The organism is Rhodopseudomonas sp. RCAM05734, from assembly GCF_052658035.1.
Genome location: NZ_CP199742.1, coordinates 1,553,099 through 1,572,856, shown reverse-complemented (window position 1 = coordinate 1,572,856; position 19,758 = coordinate 1,553,099). Strand labels below are relative to the sequence as shown.

The window sequence follows — 19,758 nt, the reverse complement described above, 5'->3', positions numbered from 1 at the left end:
TCAACCTGACCGTGTCCCGATGCGAGACCACCGAACGGAGTGAGACAATGCCGCTGCGTTACAAGTCGCAGATCGACCGCACCGCCTTCGAACGGCTTGCCGCGGAAATCGAGGTCGAGGGCGCCCTGGAGACGTTTGCGGTATTTCAGACGGACACGCAAAGGCGCCTCCTCGCGCTGGAAACTATCGGACTGGAGGCCCATCGCGGAGAGATCCAGACCGACGCGCACTCGCTGAAATCGACGGCAGCAACGTTCGGCTTTACCCAACTGGCGACGCTCGCCGCCAGCCTCGAGAAATCGGCACCGACCATCCAGGACCCGGACTTCCGCGCGATGGTCATCGAACTCGGGTCGGCGTTCGCCACCGGTCTCGCGCAGTTCGACGCGGCGTTTCGGCAGGCCATCCCACAGCACGCGGTGCCATGCCCGTGACGCTATCCGTCAGCGGCTGAACGCAATCTCCAATTGAGACACCTTCGAATGCGCGACTACATCGAAGTTTATGCGCGGGTGTTTACGGATTAGCCGCTTCCGACCGCTACAATCGTCGCCGGCCATTCAACTGTATGCGCGAAATCGGATGCACACATGTCAACTCATTCTGAGCAACCGGGCGCATCAACGCTCCTCGTCGTTGACGACGATGCCACCCAACGCAGCGTCATCAGCAGGATCGCACAGCGGCTTGGTTACGAAACGACGATGGCGGTGTCGTTCGACGAAGCGGCAGAGCTGATCACCGATCGCCGCTTCGATTGTATCACCGTCGACCTTTCGCTTGGCGAACACGACGGTATCGAGTTGCTGCGTCTGATCGGCGAGCTGCGCCCCACCCCGAAGGTGGTGGTGATTAGCGGCTGCGATACCCGCATCCTGAATGCGACGGTGCGAATGGCGCATGCAGCGGGCATCATGGACGTGCGATCGGTTCCGAAGCCGGTCGATTTCGGACTGCTGCGCACGACACTCGCTTTTGTGCAACCGCAACGGCCTGCATCGACCCGCGACCATGGACATGCGGTCGCCGTCGACGAGCGCGACCTCGCGCGCGCGCTGGCCAACGACGAGTTCTTCCCGGTTTTCCAGCCCAAGGTCGACCTCGCCACTGGCAAGGTGGTCGGCTGCGAAGCGCTCGCACGATGGCGTAGCCCCGAATTAGGCATGGTCTCGCCCGAACTGTTCATCCCTCTGGCCGAACGCTCCGGCCACATTCTGCCGCTGACGCAACTTGTGCTGACCCGTTCAATCGCCGCGGCTTCCACGTTTACAAAGCTGATCCCGGATTTCGTTGTCGCGGTCAACTTGTCGGCAACCTTGCTGACCGATTTGTCGATCCCCAAATATGTCAGAGGCCTTCTCGCCGACATAAACATGTCGCCGAGTTCGCTGATGCTCGAGGTGACCGAGAGCACGGCGATGTCCGATGTCGCGCGCGCCATCGATATCATCCTGCGGCTGCGGCTGAAGGGAATCGGCGTTTCGATGGACGATTTCGGCACCGGCTATTCGTCGCTGTCCGCGCTGGCACGAATGCCGTTCAGCGAACTGAAGATCGACAGATCCTTCGTCCGGAATTGCCAGACCGACCCCGACATGTGGAAGATCGTGCGCGGCTGCGTCGCCATCGGCCATGAATTCAATATGAAGGTTGTCGCGGAGGGTATCGAGGACGAGGAAACATGGCACGCGCTCGCCGCTGCGGGCTGTGACCTCGGTCAGGGTTTCGTCATCAGCGCCGGATTGACCGAACAGGACTTCTTCGACTGGGCGGCGCGGTGGCAGGGCCAGCCGTGGCAATCGCGCAGCCGCGGCGCGCGCAACCGGCTGAGCGGGACCTAGTTGCGGTGGTCGTCGGCAAGATTGCTGACTGCCACGCCGCCCCACATGTGGATCATCGGCAGCCCGAGCGACTGATAGCGCAAATTGGCCAGGAGAACGCGAAGCGCGGCAAGATCCACGGGCTTCGGCAGGCTCGTCATCTCGATGCCCAGTGCGCGCGCCATGAAACGCGATTCCTCGCGCCGGCCCCTGTCCATCCCGCTTATGACGATGACCGGAACGACCTGGCCCGTCGCATTCATCGCCTTGAGCACCTTGAGGCCATCGCCATCGCCGAGCGCGAGATCGAGCGTGACGCAATCGAACTGCCGCTCGCCGAGTCTCGCAATGGCGTCGGCGCAGGAGATCGCGAAGGTCACGGCATGACCGGCCTTGGCCGCAGCGAGGCTCACAAGCTTGCGCTGGGTGGCGTCGTCATCGATAACCAGAAGGTGCAACTGCTGCTTCACCGCGGCGGCGCCTGCGGCAGCCTCCAGGACCTTCTGTTTACGCTGCATGTGAATCCCTGCTCCGTTTCGACCGCTCAGCCGGAGATGCCCATCGAGGCACCGCCAAGCTCGCGAGTCCTGGTCGCCTGCGCGGCAAACGTCCTGTGCCCGTCAACGCGTCTGTCAGATCTCTTTTGGTCGCGACCCGCCGACGATGGATTGCAGGACACGGAGGTACCCCTTCAAGATGGGCATTCGAATCGGAGTTCCGGGCGGATATACTGGAATACCTCTGATGCGTGTCGTCGAGAATTAAGAAGTTACCTTCGTCGCTGACAACCGCGATCTGAGGGGAGTCTTCGCTCTGCCTCCCCGCGCAATGATCGAGACCTTCAGCGAGTTCGAAACTGCTCATACCTTGATGTCCGTCAAATCGAGTTGCCACGCCTCTGTTATGATTGGTGATTGCCTGTCGCATCTCATTCTCCTCGCCTTGGAGATATAGTGAGCCCGATGCTACTTGAGCGTTAACCTGTTTCCCCGTACGACTACGGGACGGCCGATTGCAAAATACGCAGTGTCGGCCACGACGGAGCCCGGATATTTTGGATAGTTCCATTGGTGAAATCTATGTGGTCGACGACGATCCAGCGGTCAGAGAGACGCTGTCGATCGTGCTGTCGGCGGCCGGTTACAAGGTGATTTGCTTTGCCGATGGCGCCGCGTTGCTGGCGACCGCGCGAAGTCGCAGTCCGCTGTGCATGCTGCTCGACGTTCATATCCCCGGCAAATCCGGGCTTGATATTCTGAAGGAGTTGCGCGCCCAGGACTATCCGGCGCCGATCTTCATCATTTCCGGATCGGGCGACATCGCCATGGCGGTGGATGCGATCAAGTCCGGCGCGCTCGATTTCATCGAGAAGCCGTTTCGCGGCAGCGAGATCGTGCAGCGTATCGAGGACGCCATCGGCGCGTTCACCCGACGCCGGACGCAGCCCAGTGCATCGAAGGTGCTGTCGCTCAATTTCCCCGGACGCGAGCCGTTGACGCGGCGCGAGCGCGAGGTGCTCGAACTGTTTTCATCCGGCCTTTCCAACAAGGACGCCGGCCGGCAGCTCGGCATCAGCCCGCGCACCATCGAGGATCACCGCGCCAACATCATGAAGAAGCTCGGCGCCAAGAATTCGACGGACCTCATCCGCATCGTGCTCGACGCCAGCCACGACTCCTGACATTCGGCCGCCCGCGGCGCCCTGGCAGCGACGTCGCCTGCATGTTCGGTGCACGTCAGATCATGGCGACCAGGGCAAACGGCGGCGGCCGCCTCAACGTTCGTTCAGGACCATTCGGCAGTGCCGCGCGATCATCGTTTCCTCGCTGGTGGGAACGATCAACACCATCACCTTGCTGTCCGCCGAACTGATGCACGGCATCGCCTGCGCATTTGCCGCCGCGTCAAGCGCGACGCCGAGCCAGCCCAGCCGGTCGCAGACGCGCTGGCGGACCTCCGCGGAGTGCTCGCCGATACCGCCGGTGAACACCAAGCATTCGAGGCCGGCGAGGCTGCTGGCCATCATCGCCACGTCCCGCGCCACCCGGAAGGTGAAGAGATCGACGGCTTCGGCAGCGCGCGGATCCGCGCTGGCGAGCAGCGCCCGCATATCGGCGGACATGCCGGAGACGCCGAGCAGGCCGGATTCTTCGTACAGCATGCGCTCGACCGCATCCGCCGACATGCCGCGCACCCGCTGCAGATAGAGCACGACGCCGGGATCGAGCGCGCCGCAGCGCGTGCCCATCATCAGCCCGTCGAGCGGCGTCAGCCCCATGGTGGTGTCGATGCTGAGGCCGTTACGCAGCGCGCACAGGCTGGCGCCGCTGCCGAGATGCGCCACAACGGTGCGCTTGCCGGGCAGCTCCGGTGCAATGGCGCCGAGCCGCCGGGCGACATATTCGAAGGACAGGCCGTGGAATCCGTAGCGATGGATGCCGCTTTCGTCCAGATTGCGCGGGATGGCGAAACGACGTGCCTCCGGCATCAGGCTGTGATGGAAGGCGGTATCGAAACAGGCGATCTGCGGCATTTCCGGTCGCAGGTTCATGAGGACGCGCACCGGTGCCAGGCTGCGCGGCTGATGCAGCGGCGCCAGCGGCGTCAGCTCGTTCAGCGCTTCGAGAATCCGTTCGTCGATCTGCACCGGCGCCGAGAATTCCTGGCCGCCATGGACAACGCGATGCCCGACCGCGAGCAGATCGTCGGCAGCGAGATAGGTGTCCACCCAGCTCAGCGTATCCAGCATCAGCACTTCGCTGTCGCTGTCGGCGGCATGGCGATGCTTCTCGTAGAGCACCTCTCCGGCTGTATCTTTGACGATCAGCCGCGGCTCGGCGTCGTGCTCATCGAGCATGCCCTTGCAGAGCAACACCGGTTCGCGGTCCTGCGCGACCTCAAACAGCGCAAACTTGATGCTCGACGAGCCGGCGTTCAGGACCAGGATGGCGTCGGACATCAATGGAAACCTGGTTGCGTTGCAGGGCTGTGAAGGCAACCCTGCGCGATTCCTGCCTTTGCTTCAATCGCCCGCATGGGCCGCCGTGCCATGGGGCCATTTCCAGTCGCGGATCTCGGGCATGTCCTCGCCATGTTCGCGGATATAGCGACCGTGCTCGATCAGGCGGTCGCGGAAGCCCTGCTTGACCTCGGCGGCGGCGACGGCAAGCCCCGGAACGCGCTCGATCACCTCGATGGCGAGATGAAAGCGATCGAGCTGGTTCATCACAACGATATCGAACGGCGTGGTCGTGGTGCCCTCTTCCTCGAAGCCGCGCACATGCATGCCGTCGTGGTTGGTGCGGCTGTAGGTCAGGCGATGAATCAGGTGAGGATAGCCGTGATAGGCGAAGATTACCGGCCGATCGGGGGTAAACATGCTGTCGAAATCGCGATCGCTGAAGCCATGCGGATGCTGTTCCTTCGGCTGCAGCGTCATCAGGTCGACCACGTTGACGACACGGATCTTGAGCGCCGGCAGCGCCTGCCGCAACAGGTCGACGGCGGCCAGCGTCTCCAGCGTCGGCACGTCGCCGCAGCAGGCCATGACCACGTCGGGCTCGGTGCCTTCGACCTCGGTGCCGGCCCATGACCAGATACCGGCGCCGGCATCGCAATGGGTGATGGCCTGGGCCATGGTCAGCCACTGCGGCGCCGGCTGCTTGCCGGCGACGATGACGTTGATGCGGTCATAGGTGCGCAGGCAGTGGTCGGTGATCCACAGCAGCGTGTTGGCGTCCGGCGGGAAATAGACCCGGACCACGTCGGCCTTCTTGTTGACCACGAGATCGACGAAGCCGGGATCCTGGTGGCTGAAGCCGTTGTGATCCTGGCGCCAGACATGGGACGTCAGCAGATAGTTGAGCGAGGCCACCGGCCGACGCCACGGCAGTTCGCGCGACACCTTCAGCCATTTGGCGTGCTGGTTGAACATGGAATCGACGACGTGGATGAAGGCCTCATAGCAGGAGAACAGACCGTGGCGGCCGGTGAGAAGGTAGGCTTCCAGCCAGCCCTGACAGAGGTGCTCGCTGAGCACCTCCATGACCCGCCCGTCCTGGGCGAGATGGACGTCATAAGGCTCGATGCCCTCCATCCAGACCCGCTCGGTGACGTCGAACACCGCGTCGAGGCGGTTCGACGCGGTCTCGTCCGGCCCCATGATGCGGAAGTTGCGTGCCTCGGCGTTGAGCGTCACCACGTCCTTGAGGAATTGCCCCATCACGCGGGTCGCCTCGGCCTCGACGCCGCCCGGCTGCGGCACATCGACCGCGTGGGCGTGAAGGTCCGGCAGCTTGAGCTCACGCTTCAGCAAACCGCCATTGGCGTGCGGATTGGCGCCCATGCGGCGCGCGCCGTCCGGTGCCAGCGCTTGCAGTTCGGGCATCAGCCGGCCGCTTTCGTCGAACAGGGTATCGGGCTGGTAGCTGCGCATCCACTGTTCGAGCAGTTGCAGATGTTGCGGATTACTGCGCGGATCGGCGATCGGCACCTGATGCGCGCGCCAGAAACCTTCCACCCGCTTGCCGTCGACTTCCTTCGGCCCGGTCCAGCCTTTCGGGCTGCGCAGTACGATCATCGGCCATTTCGGCCGTTCGACGGTGGCACGGCCGTCGCGCGCTGCAAGCTGGATCGCGCGAGATCATGTCGAACGCCTTGCCCAGCGCATCGGCCATCTGCGGATGCATCAGCGCGGGATCGCTGCCCTCGACGAACAATGGTTCATGGCCGAAGCCGAGAAACAGGTGGCGGATCTCGTCGTCGCTCATGCGCCCGAGCACGGTGGGATTGGCGATCTTGTAGCCGTTGAGATGCAGGATCGGCAGCACCGCGCCATCATGCTTCGGACTGAGGAACTTGTTGGAATGCCACGACGCCGCCAGCGGTCCGGTCTCGGCCTCGCCGTCGCCGATCACGCAGGCCACGATCAGATCGGGATTGTCGAACGCCGCGCCATAGGCGTGCACCAGCGCATAGCCCAGTTCGCCGCCTTCATGGATCGAGCCCGGGGTCTCCGGCGCGGCATGGCTGGGGATGCCGCCAGGAAAGGAAAACTGCCGAAACAGTTTTTGAATGCCGCCGGCATCGCGACTGATATCCGGATAGATCTCGCTGTAGCTGCCTTCCAGATAGGTATTGGCCACCATGCCGGGGCCGCCATGGCCGGGACCGCAGATATAGATGATGTCGAGATCGCGGGCGCGGATAGCGCGATTGAGATGGGCATAGATGAAATTAAGTCCCGGCGTGGTGCCCCAGTGGCCGAGCAGGCGCGGCTTGATGTGCTCGCGCCGCAACGGCTCGCGCAGCAGCGCATTGCCGAGCAGATAGATCTGCCCGACCGACAGATAGTTGGCTGCGCGCCAGTAGCGATCGATCAGGTCCATCTCGCCGGGGCTCAGCGACGATTCGGGGGCGCGTGAGACATCTTGCATCGGAGAACCTTTCGTCGCGGTCGACCGCGAAGACTAAACGTCGCGGACCCGCAATGGTGGCATTGCTCGTGCAATAAACTTGCATGGCGGCGAGCGTCCCTCGGGACCCTCGCCGCCACTGCAATTTATAGATCGCGGATCACGACCGCCGCATGTCAGGGTTGGCCGGCACAACTTCGCCGGCCGCGCAAGCGCGCTTAATGGCCCGCGGATGCTGCGGCGCGCAGGATGCCGATCTTGAAGTGCTTCTTGGCATAGGCCAAGATTTCACGGTCGCTGGGATGATCGGCGGGTTCTACGCCGACAATCTTGGCGCCGATCTTCGGCATATGCTCGCGCAAATAGCCGGCAAGTTCGGTCTTGGCCTGCGCCGGACCGATGATCAGGATCTCGCCGGCGTCCGCCACCGCGTCCGCGACGGCCTTCATCATGTCCTTGTCTTCATGGACATGGCCGCTGCCGACCGTATTGGCCTTGTGGTGAATGTGCCGGGTCTCAAGGTGGGGATGCAGATCGATCTGATCGGCACCGGACAGCCCAACGTGAAACACCTTGGCTTCGCGATGGTCGATCCAGATGATGGCGTGATAGTGCGGCTGCATGAATGGCTCCTCAGTGTCGTTTTCGCAGCCGGCCTAGCCGGCTTTCGCGATCGCTTCGTCTTCCGCGGAATTCAGATACATGCCCGACATCGGCTCGATCCAGCACAGATGATCGTGCACTTCCTTGACTCCCGGAACGTTTTCCGCGGCGACGATCGTCGCCTTTCGGGCGCGCTCCTCGGTGATCACGCCACTGATGTGAACGATGCCGTCGCGCACCGTGATGGTGAGACCGAACGGCATCCAGTCGTTCTTTTCCAGCGCGGCATAGATGCGATTGCGGATGTGATCGTCATCGGCCGTGGGATCGGGCACCGCGCGCGCCAGATCGGCCACCGCCTGCAGCAGGTTGGCGCGCGACACGATGCCGACGATGTCCGCGCCGCGCATCACCGGCAGCCGCTTGACATGGTTCTTCTCCATCGGCTGGACGATATCCTCGAGCGGCGTATCTTCGGTCACCGTCAATGGCTCGCGCGTCATGACATCGCCGACCTTGCGACCCTGCGCGTGCACGAATTCTGCCGCGGACGCGCCGGGGCCGAGCAGGAACTTGAGAAAGCCACCGCGCTTGCGCTGCGTTCCAATTTCGGAGCGGCGGATGAAATCGCCCTCAGAGACGATGCCTATCAGCTTGCCGGCGGCATCAACCACCGGAAGCCCGCTGATATGCTTCTGCAGCATCGTGCCGGCGGCCTCGACGATGGTGGCTTCGGGCCGAATCGTGACGACCTGCCGGGTCATGATCTGATGTGCGCGCATGTGCGACCTCCGGGTTGGACGTAAAATCGATGGTGAAATGCTATTCCAAAGCCCGCGCCGCCGTTTGACGCAGGTCAATTGCCGGCGGACTTTCGGTCAATGCATCAAGAGCGTGCAGACCGACGACGCCTTGAGGAGATGGCGCGAGACGCCGCCGAAGATCCACTCCTGCAGACGACTATGGCCATAGGCCCCGGCCACCAGGATATCGACGCCGTTCTGTTCGGCCAGCAGGTCCAGATGATTGCCGGCCGGGCCGGCCGAGAGCTCGACGCGGGCGGTTGCGGTCACGTTGTGACGCTGAAGCCAGGCGGCGACATCGGCGAGGCGAACGGCCGCGTCGGCAATATCACTATCGCCGGCGACAATCTCGACGACTGTCACGTCAACAGCCTGCCTGAGCAACGGCAGCGACGCGACGATGGCGCGGCGCGCCTCGGCGGTGTCCTTCCACGCCACCAGGACGCGGTCCGGCGCGAGGCTGGTTTTTCCCGGCGGCACGACCAGCACCGGCCGGCCCGCGCCCATCACGATGTCACCGATGTCGAGCGACTGGTTCAGCAATGGTCCGGCTTCGTCTGCAGAACGACCGACGATGATCAGATCGGCAGCCCGCGCTTCGCTCGCCAAGTATTCGGCGGGCGCGGCAATCGCCGCGCGCCATTGCAGCGCATCGCCCACCGGCATCAGCGCTGCATGGAAGCGGCCCTCGCAGCGGCGAAGCGCTTCTTCCAGCTGGGTGTAGTCGACTTCCAGCACGCTGGTGGCGATCATTCCATCGGCGTGAACCGGCATTACAGGCACCCCGGCGGCGACCCCGGTCACCTGCGCCTTGAACCGGGTGGCCAGTTCGGCGGTGACCCGCAACGCCGACTCATTGGAATGGTCGGGGTCGAGATAGACCATCAGCGATCGGTAGGTCACATCGCGCTCCGGATTCAGTGAGAGATCAGGGCCGGGATGGTGAGCGATTCCAGCATACCACGGGTCACGCCGCCGAGGATGATTTCACGCAGCCGCGAATGACCGTAGCCGCCCATGACCAGGAAATCGCTGCCGAGATCCGCCGCCAGGGACAGGATGACGTTATGGATATTCGACGATTCGGCGGTCGCATGCTGCAGATTTGCGGATAGGCCACGCCGCGCCAGATGGCTGATCAGCGCCGGCGCCGAACTTTCGCCTGCAGCGGAATTGCTGCCGTTGACGCTGACCACATCGACAGCCTGCGCCCGCCTGAGGAGCGGCAACGCATCGTGAACGGCCCGCGATGCCTGGCTGCTACCATCCCAGCAGATCAAGGCACGGCCGGTCTTCAGGGGGCCCCGATGAATATACGGAACCAACAGCATCGGACGCCCGGAGCCGAACAGCAAGGCCTCGGGCAACGCCCCGTCATGGGTTGGCTGCGCCGAATCGGCCTGCGCCACGATGGCCAGATCGTACAGCCGCGAGATTTCGGCGAGCGCACGATTGGCCAGGAACGGCGTGTCCGACACGCAACCGCGACCGGCTGGGATGCCAGCCTGTGCGGCGGCCGCCACAAACTTGTCGAGCCGGCTCTCGGCCAGCTGCGGATCCGTATTGTACTCGGTGGGCAGCGCAAAGGCGGCAGCCGTCGGGCCCACCGACATGGCCGGATTGATGCTCTGGTAGGTGCAGACCACGCCATCCAGATGGGCGCCGAACATGGTCGCCACCGACAGGGCGCAGTCGATCAGCGGAGCCGCAGGCCGCTCAACCGGTATATGGACGACGATATCTTTCAGCATGAGCTACGCCTTCTCGTCGGGGTACCTGGTCGGATTTCATGACCGCGCTCATATTGTGACGTGTCGCCAGCCGCGATACTTTGATCTAGCTCATCCTCTCGGCCTAATTCCTCGCTATCAAGAATGACTACGCCACGGCGTCCTGCGCGCGTTGACGGTGCCGGGCGCGCGAAAAGCGGTGACGGCAGCCGCAATGAGGGAGCAACGATGACGTACGCAACGGTGATGGTCGGCCTTGCACTGGACCGATCCAATGACGCGTGCCTGGAAATCGCCCGGGAGACGGCCGAACGCTTCGACGCCCATGTTATCGGAATCACCGCTGCGCAGTTCAGCCCGCCGCTTTACTTCACGGACGGCAATCAAGCGCAGGAACTCCTCGACCAGGGTCGGGCCGAGATCAGCAACCGCGTCGCCGCGCTGGAAGCGCAGTTTCGCAAGGCGCTGCACTCCCGTTCGGACCGGCTGGAGTGGCGCAGCGCGGAAGATTTCCCGGCACGCTATATCGTCCAGCAAGCGCGCGCGGCGGATATTCTTATCGTCGGCCAGGATGGCGGCGGCGGGCTCGGCGATCCCTTCGAGAAGGCCAGTCCCAGCGATCTCCTGATGCAGGCCGGACGGCCGCTGCTGGTGGTGCCCGATGCCGGAACGTGGCTGGATCTGCGCAGCGTATTGGTGGCCTGGAAGGATACGACCGAGGCGCGGCGCGCCATCTCCGATGCGCTGCCGCTGCTACGCAAGGCCAGGGACGTGACGGTGGCCGAACTGATCGACGACGAGACGCGGCGTCCGGCGGCGCAAGCGCGACTCGACGACGTGGTCGGCTGGCTGTCGCGGCACGGCGTCACCGCCCGCGCTCAGGTCGCCAACGACCACGGCCATACCGCAAAGCAACTTGAAAGCATCGCCGCCGATGTCGGCGCCGGGCTGATCGTCGCCGGCGCCTACGGTCATTCGCGATTCCGCGAATGGGTGCTCGGCGGCGTAACGCGGCAACTGGTCAACCCGTCAACGCGTTGCTCGCTGCTGTCGCGCTGAGCGCGGAATGGCAAACCGCTTCAGCGCCTCGGCGCAGGCCAGATAGGCGATCACGATTGCCACAATGGTCCAGCCGAGCTGGGCGCCGATCGCTACGAAGCCGAACAGATGGCGTAGCGGACTGACCACCATCAGGATGGTGCCCGCCAGCGCGCCCAGCGAGGTCGCGACGAGAATCCAGTGCGGCCGGCTTTTCCAGAACGCGCCGCGGGAGCGGATCAGGAAGATCACCAGGATCTGGGTGGCGATGGATTCCAGGAACCAGGCGGTCTGGAACGTCGGCGCATCGGCATGGAACACCTTGAGCAGCAGGGTGAAGGTCGCGGCGTCGAACAGCGACGACACCGCGCCCATCACGATGGTGAAGCGCAGGATGCTCTTCATGTCCCAGCTATGCGGATTGTCGACCTCTTCGGCATCGACGCTGTCGAACGGGATGCCTATTTCCGACAGATCGTAAAGCAAGTTGTTGAGCAGGATCTGCATCGGCAGCAGCGGCAGGAACGGCAGCACGATGGACGCCAGCGCCATCGACAGCATGTTGCCGAAATTCGAGCTGGTGCCCATGCGGACATATTTCAGGATGTTGGCGAAGGTCCGGCGGCCCTCGCGCACGCCGTCGGCCAGCACGCCGAGATCCGGCGCCAGCATGATCATGTCCGCGGCGCCGCGCGCGATGTCGGTGGCGCCCTCCACAGACAGGCCGACATGGGCGGCGTGGATTGCCGACGCGTCGTTGATGCCGTCGCCGAGGAAGCCGACCACGTGGCCGCGGCGTTGCAGCGCCCTGATGATGCGGGTCTTCTGGTCCGGGGCGACGCGTGCGAACAGGTCGACGCCGTCGACCGCGGTGGCAAGCGCGGTGTCGGTCAGCTCGGCGATTTCGTCGCCCGTCAGCACCCGTTCGCAGGTCAGCCCGACCGCGCCGGCGACATGCTGCACGACTGCGGCATGGTCCCCCGAGATGATCTTGAGCCGGATGCCGAGTTGCTGGAGCATGGCAATGGCGGCGTTTGCGTCCTGCTTCGGCGGATCGGAGAACACGCAGAAGCCGACGAAGGTCAGGTCGCATTCGTCAGCGAGGTGGGCTTCGACGGTCCCGGTCGGCATCGGCTTGATGGCCACCGCCAGCAGGCGATATCCGGCCGCAATCTGCCGCGTCTCGACCTCGTGCAGCGCCGCGAGCGCCGTATCGTCGATCAGACGGGCGGCTCCGCTCCCGTCCTCCATCGCCGTGGCGCGCAACAGGATCGCTTCCGGCGCGCCCTTGATGATGAGGAATGGCTTATCCCGATAGCTCGCCAGCACCGAGACGCAACGTCGTTCGAAATCGAACGGCACCTCGCCGTGCCGGGTCCATTCGGTGACCGCCGGCAAGTCGGCATGCGACAACACGGCATCGTCGAGCGGACTGCGAATACCGGTCGAGAACTTGCAATTGAGGTATGCCAGCGTCAGCACGCGATCGCTGCCGCGACCGTCGGTGCCGATGTGATCGACCAGCGTGATCTTTGCCTGGGTCAGGGTACCGGTCTTGTCGACGCACAGCACGTCCATGGCGCCGAGATCGTGGATCGCCGACAGCCGCTTCACCACCACCTGCTTCCGCGCCATGCGCAGCGCGCCGCGCGCCAGGGTCACCGTCATCACCATAGGCAGCAGTTCAGGCGTTAGGCCAACCGCCAGCGCCACCGCGAACAGGAACGACTCGACCGGCGGCCGCCCGGCCACCAGATGCGCGAACAGCACGAACAGCGTCAGGAAGATGGTCAGCTTCAGGATCAGCAGGCCGAGATTGTGCACGCCGCGTTCCAGCGCGGTGGGCGGCTCGTTCGACGACAGCGCCGCGGCGATGGCGCCGAAGCGGGTGTTCGGGCCGGTGGCGACGATGAGCATCAGCGCGCTGCCGCCGACGACCGACGTCCCCGCGAACAGCGCATTGCCGGCATCGCTCGGCGTCGCGCTGCTGGACGACTGGTCGTTCTTGGCAGACGGAAATGCCTCGCCGGTCATCAGCGATTCGTTGACCTGGGCATTGTGTGCTTCGAGCACCACGCCGTCCGCCGGCACCAGATCGCCGGTGCGCAGCTCGACGATGTCGCCGGGCACCAGATCCTCGACGGCAACCGCGATCACCTTGCCGTCGCGGCGGGTATCGGCCTTGACCGCAACGGAGCGCCGCAGCGTCTCCACCGCGACTTCGGCGTGGTGTTCCTGAACAATATCGAGCCCGATCGATCCGGCGATCACCGTCACGATGATGATGAAACTGGCGATATCGCCACTGATGCTGGAGATGGCGGCGGCGACCAGCAGGATGGCGATCAGCGGATTGAGCACCCGCTTGGCGATCTTGGCCAGCAGGCGCTGCCTGACCGGTTCGTGAAAGGCATTCGGTCCAACTTGCGCGAGCCGGTCAGCAGCGACCGAGGCTGTCAGCCCCTCGCGCCGGCTTTGCAGGCCCGCCAGCAGGGCGTCCGGCGGCTTCTGCCAGAACAGATCGGCCGGTGCAGCGTTGGCGGCATGCCGCTGCCGCCGCATGGGAAAGCTGTGCTTGACGAAAAATGTCATGGACTGTGCCGGTCGCCGTCGAACGAATTGAGCCAGATTCCGAGAGCAACCTGAATGCCCCGGAATGACGCCGGCCCGCTTGAGCTGAATCAAGATCCCGTCGCGGGCGCCGCGCTATACTGCTGACTTCCCGCTGAATTGATTCAGCGCAACGCGGGAGCGGCGCAACGCTGGCATTGTTTTTTCGAACCCTCTGGATCACGGAGACGGTCATGGCAGAACTTTCCGAGCACATCGCAACAGGCGAGCAAACCGCGGCCGACGCGGTCACGCGCTCGACAGTGGCCGGCAAGCGCACATTCGACATTCTGCTCACCGCGCAGCGGGTATTCCTCGACGAATGGATGGTCGCCGGCAACGAGATGTTCGAGCGCGCGCGCACCGAAACGCACCTGTTCAACGAGCTCGTCTCGAAGATGGCCGGTGCGCACTCCACCAACGATATCAAGACCATGTGGACAGAATGTAGCCAGCATCAGCTCGACTTCCTGCGCCGCGACGCCGAGCGCCTGTTCCGCCATGGCGAGCGCGTCGTCCAGGCAATGGCGCAGTTGACCAACCACCCCCGCAACGACTGAGCACGGCCGGGAACGACTACATGACCAAGGTCGAGCAGCGGATGGCTTCAAGCAGTCCGCTCCCGCGCGTGGCAGAGCCCGCGCCTCCGCATCGCGCGCCGGTCGCCGTGCCTGATATTGTGCACCCGGTCGCCGCCGCCGGGGACCAGGCGCTCCATGAACCGCACGATGCCGATCGCGCCTTCCACGCCATGCTGGCGCAGCTCACCGGCGGCCTTTCGCCGACGGCGCTGGCGATGGCATGGCTCGATTGGGCCGCGCATCTGGCTTCGGCGCCGGCCAAGCGGCTCGATACAACCCGGGACGCCGTGCAGCGCAGCAGGCAGCTCGCAACCTACGCCGTAGCCGCGGCTTCATCGAAGGACCAGCCTGCCCCGCTGATTGCGCCGCTGCCGCAGGATCGCCGCTTCGCCGGGCCGGACTGGCAGTTACCGCCGTTCAATCTGATGGCGCAGGCCTTCCTGCTCAGCGAACAATGGTGGCACAATGCCACGACCGGGGTGCGCGGCGTGGCGCCGGCCAACGAGGCCATTGTCGAGTTTTCGATGCGGCAGCCGCTCGACGTGCTGGCACCCTCGAATTTCGCCGCCACCAATCCCGACGTACTGCGGAAAACTATCGAGACCGGAGGCGAAAATTTTGTCCGTGGCTGGCAGAATTTCTGCAGCGACTGGAGCCACGCGCTGGCCGGCGAAAAAAGCACTGAGAATCAGTCCTTCGTGGTCGGCAAGACCGTCGCCACCGCAGCCGGCAAGGTGGTGTTCCGCAATCGCCTGATTGAATTGATCCAGTACCAGCCGACCACCGCGAAGGTGCATCCCGAGCCGATCCTGATCGTGCCGGCCTGGATCATGAAATACTACATTCTCGATTTGTCGCCGCACAATTCGCTGGTGAAATTCCTCACGGATGCCGGCTTCACGGTGTTCATGATCTCGTGGCGCAATCCCGGCTCGGCGGATCGCGACATCAGCCTGGAGGATTACCGCCGGCTCGGCGTCGACGCCGCCGTCGCGACCATTGCCGACATCCTGCCTGATCGCGGCATCCACGCGCTGGGCTACTGCCTCGGCGGCACCCTGCTGTCGATCGCCGCCGCGGCGATGGCCCGCGATGGCGATACCCGCCTGAAATCGATCACCCTGCTCGCGGCGCAGACCGACTTCACCGAAGCCGGCGAACTCTCATTGTTCATCAACGAAAGCCAGGTGGCCTTTCTCGAGGACATGATGTGGCAGCGCGGGGTGCTCGACACCACGCAGATGGCCGGCGCGTTCCAGATCCTGCGCTCCAACGACCTGATCTGGTCGAAGATCGTGCACGATTACCTGATGGACGAACGCGCGCCGCCGTCGGACCTGATGGCCTGGAATGCCGACGCCACGCGGCTGCCCTACCGCATGCATTCGGAATATCTGCGCCAGCCGTTCCTGCACAACGATCTCGCCGAGGGCCGCTATCTGGTGGACGGCCGGCCGATCTCGCTGTCAGACATTCACACGCCGATGTTCGTGGTCGGAACGGTGCGCGACCACGTGGCGCCCTGGAAGTCAGCCTACAAGATCCATTTCCTGGTGGATGCCGACGTCACCTACCTGCTCACCAGCGGCGGCCACAATGCCGGCATCGTCGCGCCGCCGGACCAGCCCAGTCACAGCTATCAGGTTCTCCTCAAGCCCGCCGACGGGTCCTATATCGGCCCGGATGAATGGCTGAAGACGGCGCCGCATCATGACGGATCGTGGTGGCCGGAATGGACGACCTGGCTGACCGCGCGATCCGGCGCGCTTTGCGATCCACCGCCCATGGGCGGCGGCGGCGCGGATGCTCGCTCCCTGCCAGACGCGCCCGGCGACTATGTTCGCCAGCCGTAACCGCAGACCCCTATGGCTGCAGCACCGCGGCGCCAAGGAGCTCCCCACCGCGCAATTTGGCGAGCACGTCGTTGGCCTGGCTGAGCGGAAAGGCCGTCGTCTGGGCATGGATGCCCGCCTTTTCCGCGATGGCAAAGAAATCGATGCCGTCCTGCCGCGTCAGATTGGCAACCGACAACAGTTTCCGCTCGCCCCAAAGCAGGTCGTAAGGAAACGTCGGAATGTCGCTCATGTGGATTCCGGCACAGACCACACGCCCGCCCTTGCGCACCGCGCGCAGCGCCATGGGCACCAACTCGCCGGCCAGCGCATAGATGATGGCGGCATCGAGCGGCGCGTCGGGCAGTTCGCCGGAGGCGCCTGCCCAGACCGCGCCGAGACGGCGCGCGAAATCCTGCGCCGCCGTGTCGCCGGTACGCGTGAAGGCATGGACCGAGCGGCCCTGCCATATCGCCACCTGGGCGATGATGTGCCCCGCGGCGCCAAAGCCGTAGATGCCGAGTCGCGGCGCGTCGCCGGTCATGACCAGCGAGCGCCAGCCGATCAGGCCTGCGCACAACAGCGGCGCCATCGCCACGTCGTCGCCGTGCTCGCCAAGGGCAAAGGCAAAGCGCGCATCGGCAATGGTGTGCGTGGCAAAGCCGCCATCGCGGGTGTAGCCGGTGAAGGTCGGGTTGTCGCAGAGGTTCTCCATGCCCTCGCGGCAGAACCGGCATACGCCGCAGGTGCTGCCCAGCCAAGGAATGCCGACCCGATCGCCGATCCGATGCGTGGTGACCTCGGCGCCAACGAGATCGACCCGGCCGACGATCTCATGGCCCGGCACGATCGGATATCTGATATCGGGCAATTCGCCATCGAACACATGCAGATCGGTGCGGCAGACGCCGCAGGCGCTGACCTTGACGCGAATCTGTCCCGCACCGGGAAGCGGGTCGGCGCGCTCCTGCATACGGAGTTGAGCACCCGGACCCGACAATACCATTGCTCGCATCATGCCTACCGTGCGTTATGGCCTGCATCCGGACGAACCAGAATGCGGCCTGCATCAAAGATATCCAACCGGCGCCACCTGCGATGTCGGGATGCCGCAGCCTGCCCTGATCGAAACATACTTCCCCACTATCAACCGCTCGTCGCCAAACGAGGATCGCACAAGTGAGGTCATCGACCGGACCAAGGTGGCTCCCGGACTCAACAGGGCCGGTCCCCTTGATGGAAGCATCGAGCTGCCTTCGAACCATAGCGACGGTACGCCAGCCGTTCGGGCACCCATTGACGTGCGTCAAAACGGTTCGCGTGCGCAGAGTGCACGCTTCCTCAACAGTCAAGCATTCGCACAGCCCGGCTTCCCCCTGGAGCCGAATCGCAAAAGGACGGTCGTCGTGTCCACTGCCCCTCTGCTAACTGCCACGGCGACGGACGCCGCGCTGGAACTGCGTCCAAGCGGCGCGTGGACGGCAGTCCATGCTGAAGCACTGGAAACGCTGGCAGCAGCCGTGGCCCCCCAGATCGATCGCGCCGCCCGCGTGACGATGGATCTGGCCGGTGTCCGGGAGATCGACACGATCGGCGCCTGGCTGCTTGAGAAACTTGCCCGGCGCGTCCCACTTGCCGGTCACCGTGCCGAAATCGTCAACGTGTCGCCCGATTATGCCGGACTGATCGAGGAAGTCCGCCAGGTCAACCGCCACGCTCCCAAGCCATCGGCGCCGCGCGGCATGGTCGTCACCAAACTGGACGAGCTCGGCCGTTCCGCGCTCGGCGCGACCGAGGACATCTCGATCTTCCTGCAGATGCTCGGCTCGCTCTGCATGGCATTGCTGCGTATCGTCGCCAGGCCGCGCTCGCTCCGGCTCACATCCTTTGTGTACCAGCTTTACCGGGTCGGCTGGCAGGCAATCCCCATCGTCGTGCTCATTACCTTCCTCATCGGTGCCATCATCGCCCAACAGGGCATCTTTCATTTCCGCAGGTTCGGCGCCGATTCCTATGTGGTCGACATGGTCGGCATCCTGGTTCTGCGCGAACTCGGCGTGCTGATCGTCGCCATCATGGTCGCAGGCCGCTCCGGCAGCGCCTATACGGCCGAACTCGGCTCCATGAAGATGCGCGAGGAGATCGATGCCCTGTCGACCATGGGACTCGATCCCGTCGATGTGCTGATCCTGCCGCGCATTCTGGCGCTGGTCTGCGCGCTGCCGATCCTGACCTTCATCGGGTCGATCGCCGCATTGTACGGCGGCGGCCTGACCGCCTGGTTCTACGGCGGCATGAGTCCGGCCATCTTTATTGCCCGGTTGCATGACGCGGTCACCGTCACCCATTTCGAGGTCGGCATGATCAAGGCGCCATTCATGGCGCTGGTGATCGGCATCATTGCCTGCAGCGAAGGCCTGCGGGTCAAGGGCAGCGCGGAATCCCTGGGCAAGCAGACCACCACCTCGGTGGTGAAATCGATCTTCCTGGTCATCGTGCTCGACGGGCTGTTCGCGGTGTTCTTCGCTTCGATCGGAATGTGAAGATGACCGAGACAGCAGTCCCCTTCGCGATCCGGGTTCGCGACCTCGTGGTCGGCTTCGGCAAGCATGTGGTGATCGATCACCTGTCGTTGGACGTCCGGCGCGGCGAAATCCTCGGCCTCGTCGGCGCCTCCGGCGGCGGCAAGTCGGTGTTGCTGCGGACAATTATTGGCCTTATCCCGCGCCGCAGCGGCGAGATCGAGGTGATGGGCGTTCCGATCGGTGGGGTCAACGACCGCATCACCCAGAAGAGCGCCGGCCGCTGGGGGATCCTGTTCCAGCAGGGCGCGCTGTTCTCCTCGCTCACGGCGCGGCAGAACGTGCAGTTTCCGCTGCGTGAGAACCTGACATTGTCCGCCTCGCTGATGGACGACATCGCCAACGCCAAGCTGGAAATGGTCGGACTGAAACCGGAGGATGGCGACAAGTTTCCATCGGAGCTGTCCGGCGGCATGACCAAGCGCGTGGCGCTGGCGCGCGCGCTGGCGCTCGACCCAGCGATCGTGTTTCTCGACGAACCGACCTCCGGCCTCGATCCCATCGCTGCCGGCGATTTCGATACGCTGATCAAGACGCTGCAGAAGACGCTGGGCCTGACGGTGTTCATGGTCACCCATGATCTCGCCAGCCTGAATACCGTGTGCGACCGCGTCGCCGCGCTGGCCGACGGCAAGATCGTTGCCATCGGGCCGTTGCCCGAACTGATGCGATCCGAACATCCCTGGGTGCGAGCCTATTTCCACGGCAAGCGATCCCAGATGCTGCAACCAAGAGCGAGCTGAGC

16 protein-coding genes and 1 pseudogene are annotated in these 19,758 nt (G+C 64.2%); 8 read left to right on the top strand and 9 right to left on the bottom strand.

What is annotated here, in order from left to right; translation table 11 throughout:
* Nucleotides 1-47: 47 nt before the first annotated feature.
* On the top strand, nt 48-434 hold the full coding sequence (locus ACUXVA_RS07590) for an Hpt domain-containing protein (RefSeq protein ID WP_265080855.1): 387 nt from the start codon (nt 48-50) through the stop codon (nt 432-434).
* Between the two features lie 156 nt (nt 435-590).
* Entirely contained in the window at nt 591-1,841 is a 1,251-nt protein-coding gene (locus ACUXVA_RS07585; RefSeq protein ID WP_265080856.1) for an EAL domain-containing response regulator, read from the top strand.
* On the opposite strand, the gene ACUXVA_RS07580 is transcribed toward ACUXVA_RS07585, so the two are convergent.
* Nucleotides 1,838-2,338: a response regulator gene (locus tag ACUXVA_RS07580; protein ID WP_265080857.1), complete on the bottom strand. Its 501-nt coding sequence runs from the start codon at nt 2,336-2,338 to the stop codon at nt 1,838-1,840. The genes ACUXVA_RS07585 and ACUXVA_RS07580 overlap by 4 nt on opposite strands.
* A gap of 536 nt (nt 2,339-2,874) precedes the next feature.
* Here ACUXVA_RS07580 and ACUXVA_RS07575 point away from each other — a divergent pair.
* Nucleotides 2,875-3,501, top strand: a complete 627-nt coding sequence (locus tag ACUXVA_RS07575; protein ID WP_413776416.1) for a response regulator transcription factor — start codon at nt 2,875-2,877, stop codon at nt 3,499-3,501.
* Nucleotides 3,502-3,594: 93 nt separating this feature from the next.
* On the opposite strand, the gene ACUXVA_RS07570 is transcribed toward ACUXVA_RS07575, so the two are convergent.
* The 6 genes and pseudogenes from ACUXVA_RS07570 to ACUXVA_RS07545 all read right to left on the bottom strand — a co-directional run bounded on the left by ACUXVA_RS07570 (nt 3,595) and on the right by ACUXVA_RS07545 (nt 10,310).
* A complete protein-coding gene (locus ACUXVA_RS07570; protein WP_265080858.1) occupies nt 3,595-4,779 on the bottom strand; it encodes an acetate/propionate family kinase in 1,185 nt (394 codons plus the stop codon).
* Between the two features lie 63 nt (nt 4,780-4,842).
* Nucleotides 4,843-7,255: pseudogene (locus tag ACUXVA_RS07565) on the bottom strand (phosphoketolase family protein).
* Nucleotides 7,256-7,452: 197 nt separating this feature from the next.
* Complete coding sequence (locus tag ACUXVA_RS07560; protein WP_265080860.1) at nt 7,453-7,857, bottom strand: translational machinery protein; 405 nt, start codon at nt 7,855-7,857, stop codon at nt 7,453-7,455.
* A gap of 33 nt (nt 7,858-7,890) precedes the next feature.
* On the bottom strand, nt 7,891-8,619 hold the full coding sequence (locus ACUXVA_RS07555; protein ID WP_445491510.1) for a CBS domain-containing protein: 729 nt from the start codon (nt 8,617-8,619) through the stop codon (nt 7,891-7,893).
* A gap of 96 nt (nt 8,620-8,715) precedes the next feature.
* On the bottom strand, nt 8,716-9,525 hold the full coding sequence (locus ACUXVA_RS07550; protein WP_445491508.1) for a universal stress protein: 810 nt from the start codon (nt 9,523-9,525) through the stop codon (nt 8,716-8,718).
* Between the two features lie 32 nt (nt 9,526-9,557).
* Nucleotides 9,558-10,310: a universal stress protein gene (locus tag ACUXVA_RS07545; RefSeq protein WP_445491506.1), complete on the bottom strand. Its 753-nt coding sequence runs from the start codon at nt 10,308-10,310 to the stop codon at nt 9,558-9,560.
* Between the two features lie 288 nt (nt 10,311-10,598).
* Between ACUXVA_RS07545 and ACUXVA_RS07540 the strand changes: the two genes are divergently transcribed.
* Complete coding sequence (locus ACUXVA_RS07540) at nt 10,599-11,429, top strand: universal stress protein (protein ID WP_265080864.1); 831 nt, start codon at nt 10,599-10,601, stop codon at nt 11,427-11,429.
* Here ACUXVA_RS07540 and mgtA read toward each other — a convergent pair.
* Nucleotides 11,400-14,000 (bottom strand): magnesium-translocating P-type ATPase, encoded by a 2,601-nt coding sequence (mgtA, locus tag ACUXVA_RS07535; RefSeq protein WP_265080865.1) that lies wholly within the window; start codon nt 13,998-14,000, stop codon nt 11,400-11,402. The two genes, ACUXVA_RS07540 and mgtA, sit on opposite strands and share 30 nt — an antisense overlap.
* A 212-nt stretch (nt 14,001-14,212) precedes the next feature.
* On the opposite strand from mgtA, the gene ACUXVA_RS07530 reads away from it, so the two are divergent.
* Together ACUXVA_RS07530 and ACUXVA_RS07525 are read left to right on the top strand one after the other, a co-directional pair.
* Nucleotides 14,213-14,578 carry a hypothetical protein gene (locus ACUXVA_RS07530; protein WP_265080866.1) on the top strand — a complete coding sequence of 122 codons (366 nt, stop codon included), beginning with the start codon at nt 14,213-14,215 and terminating at the stop codon, nt 14,576-14,578.
* A gap of 20 nt (nt 14,579-14,598) precedes the next feature.
* On the top strand, nt 14,599-16,452 hold the full coding sequence (locus tag ACUXVA_RS07525) for a PHA/PHB synthase family protein (RefSeq protein WP_445491503.1): 1,854 nt from the start codon (nt 14,599-14,601) through the stop codon (nt 16,450-16,452).
* Nucleotides 16,453-16,462: 10 nt separating this feature from the next.
* Here ACUXVA_RS07525 and ACUXVA_RS07520 read toward each other — a convergent pair whose 3' ends face one another.
* Complete coding sequence (locus ACUXVA_RS07520) at nt 16,463-17,446, bottom strand: zinc-dependent alcohol dehydrogenase family protein (protein WP_265083888.1); 984 nt, start codon at nt 17,444-17,446, stop codon at nt 16,463-16,465.
* Nucleotides 17,447-17,837: 391 nt separating this feature from the next.
* On the opposite strand from ACUXVA_RS07520, the gene ACUXVA_RS07515 reads away from it, so the two are divergent.
* Together ACUXVA_RS07515 and ACUXVA_RS07510 are read left to right on the top strand one after the other, a co-directional pair.
* Nucleotides 17,838-18,974, top strand: a complete 1,137-nt coding sequence (locus ACUXVA_RS07515) for an MlaE family lipid ABC transporter permease subunit (RefSeq protein WP_445491501.1) — start codon at nt 17,838-17,840, stop codon at nt 18,972-18,974.
* A gap of 2 nt (nt 18,975-18,976) precedes the next feature.
* Complete coding sequence (locus ACUXVA_RS07510) at nt 18,977-19,756, top strand: ABC transporter ATP-binding protein (RefSeq protein ID WP_265080868.1); 780 nt, start codon at nt 18,977-18,979, stop codon at nt 19,754-19,756.
* Nucleotides 19,757-19,758 lie beyond the last annotated feature (2 nt).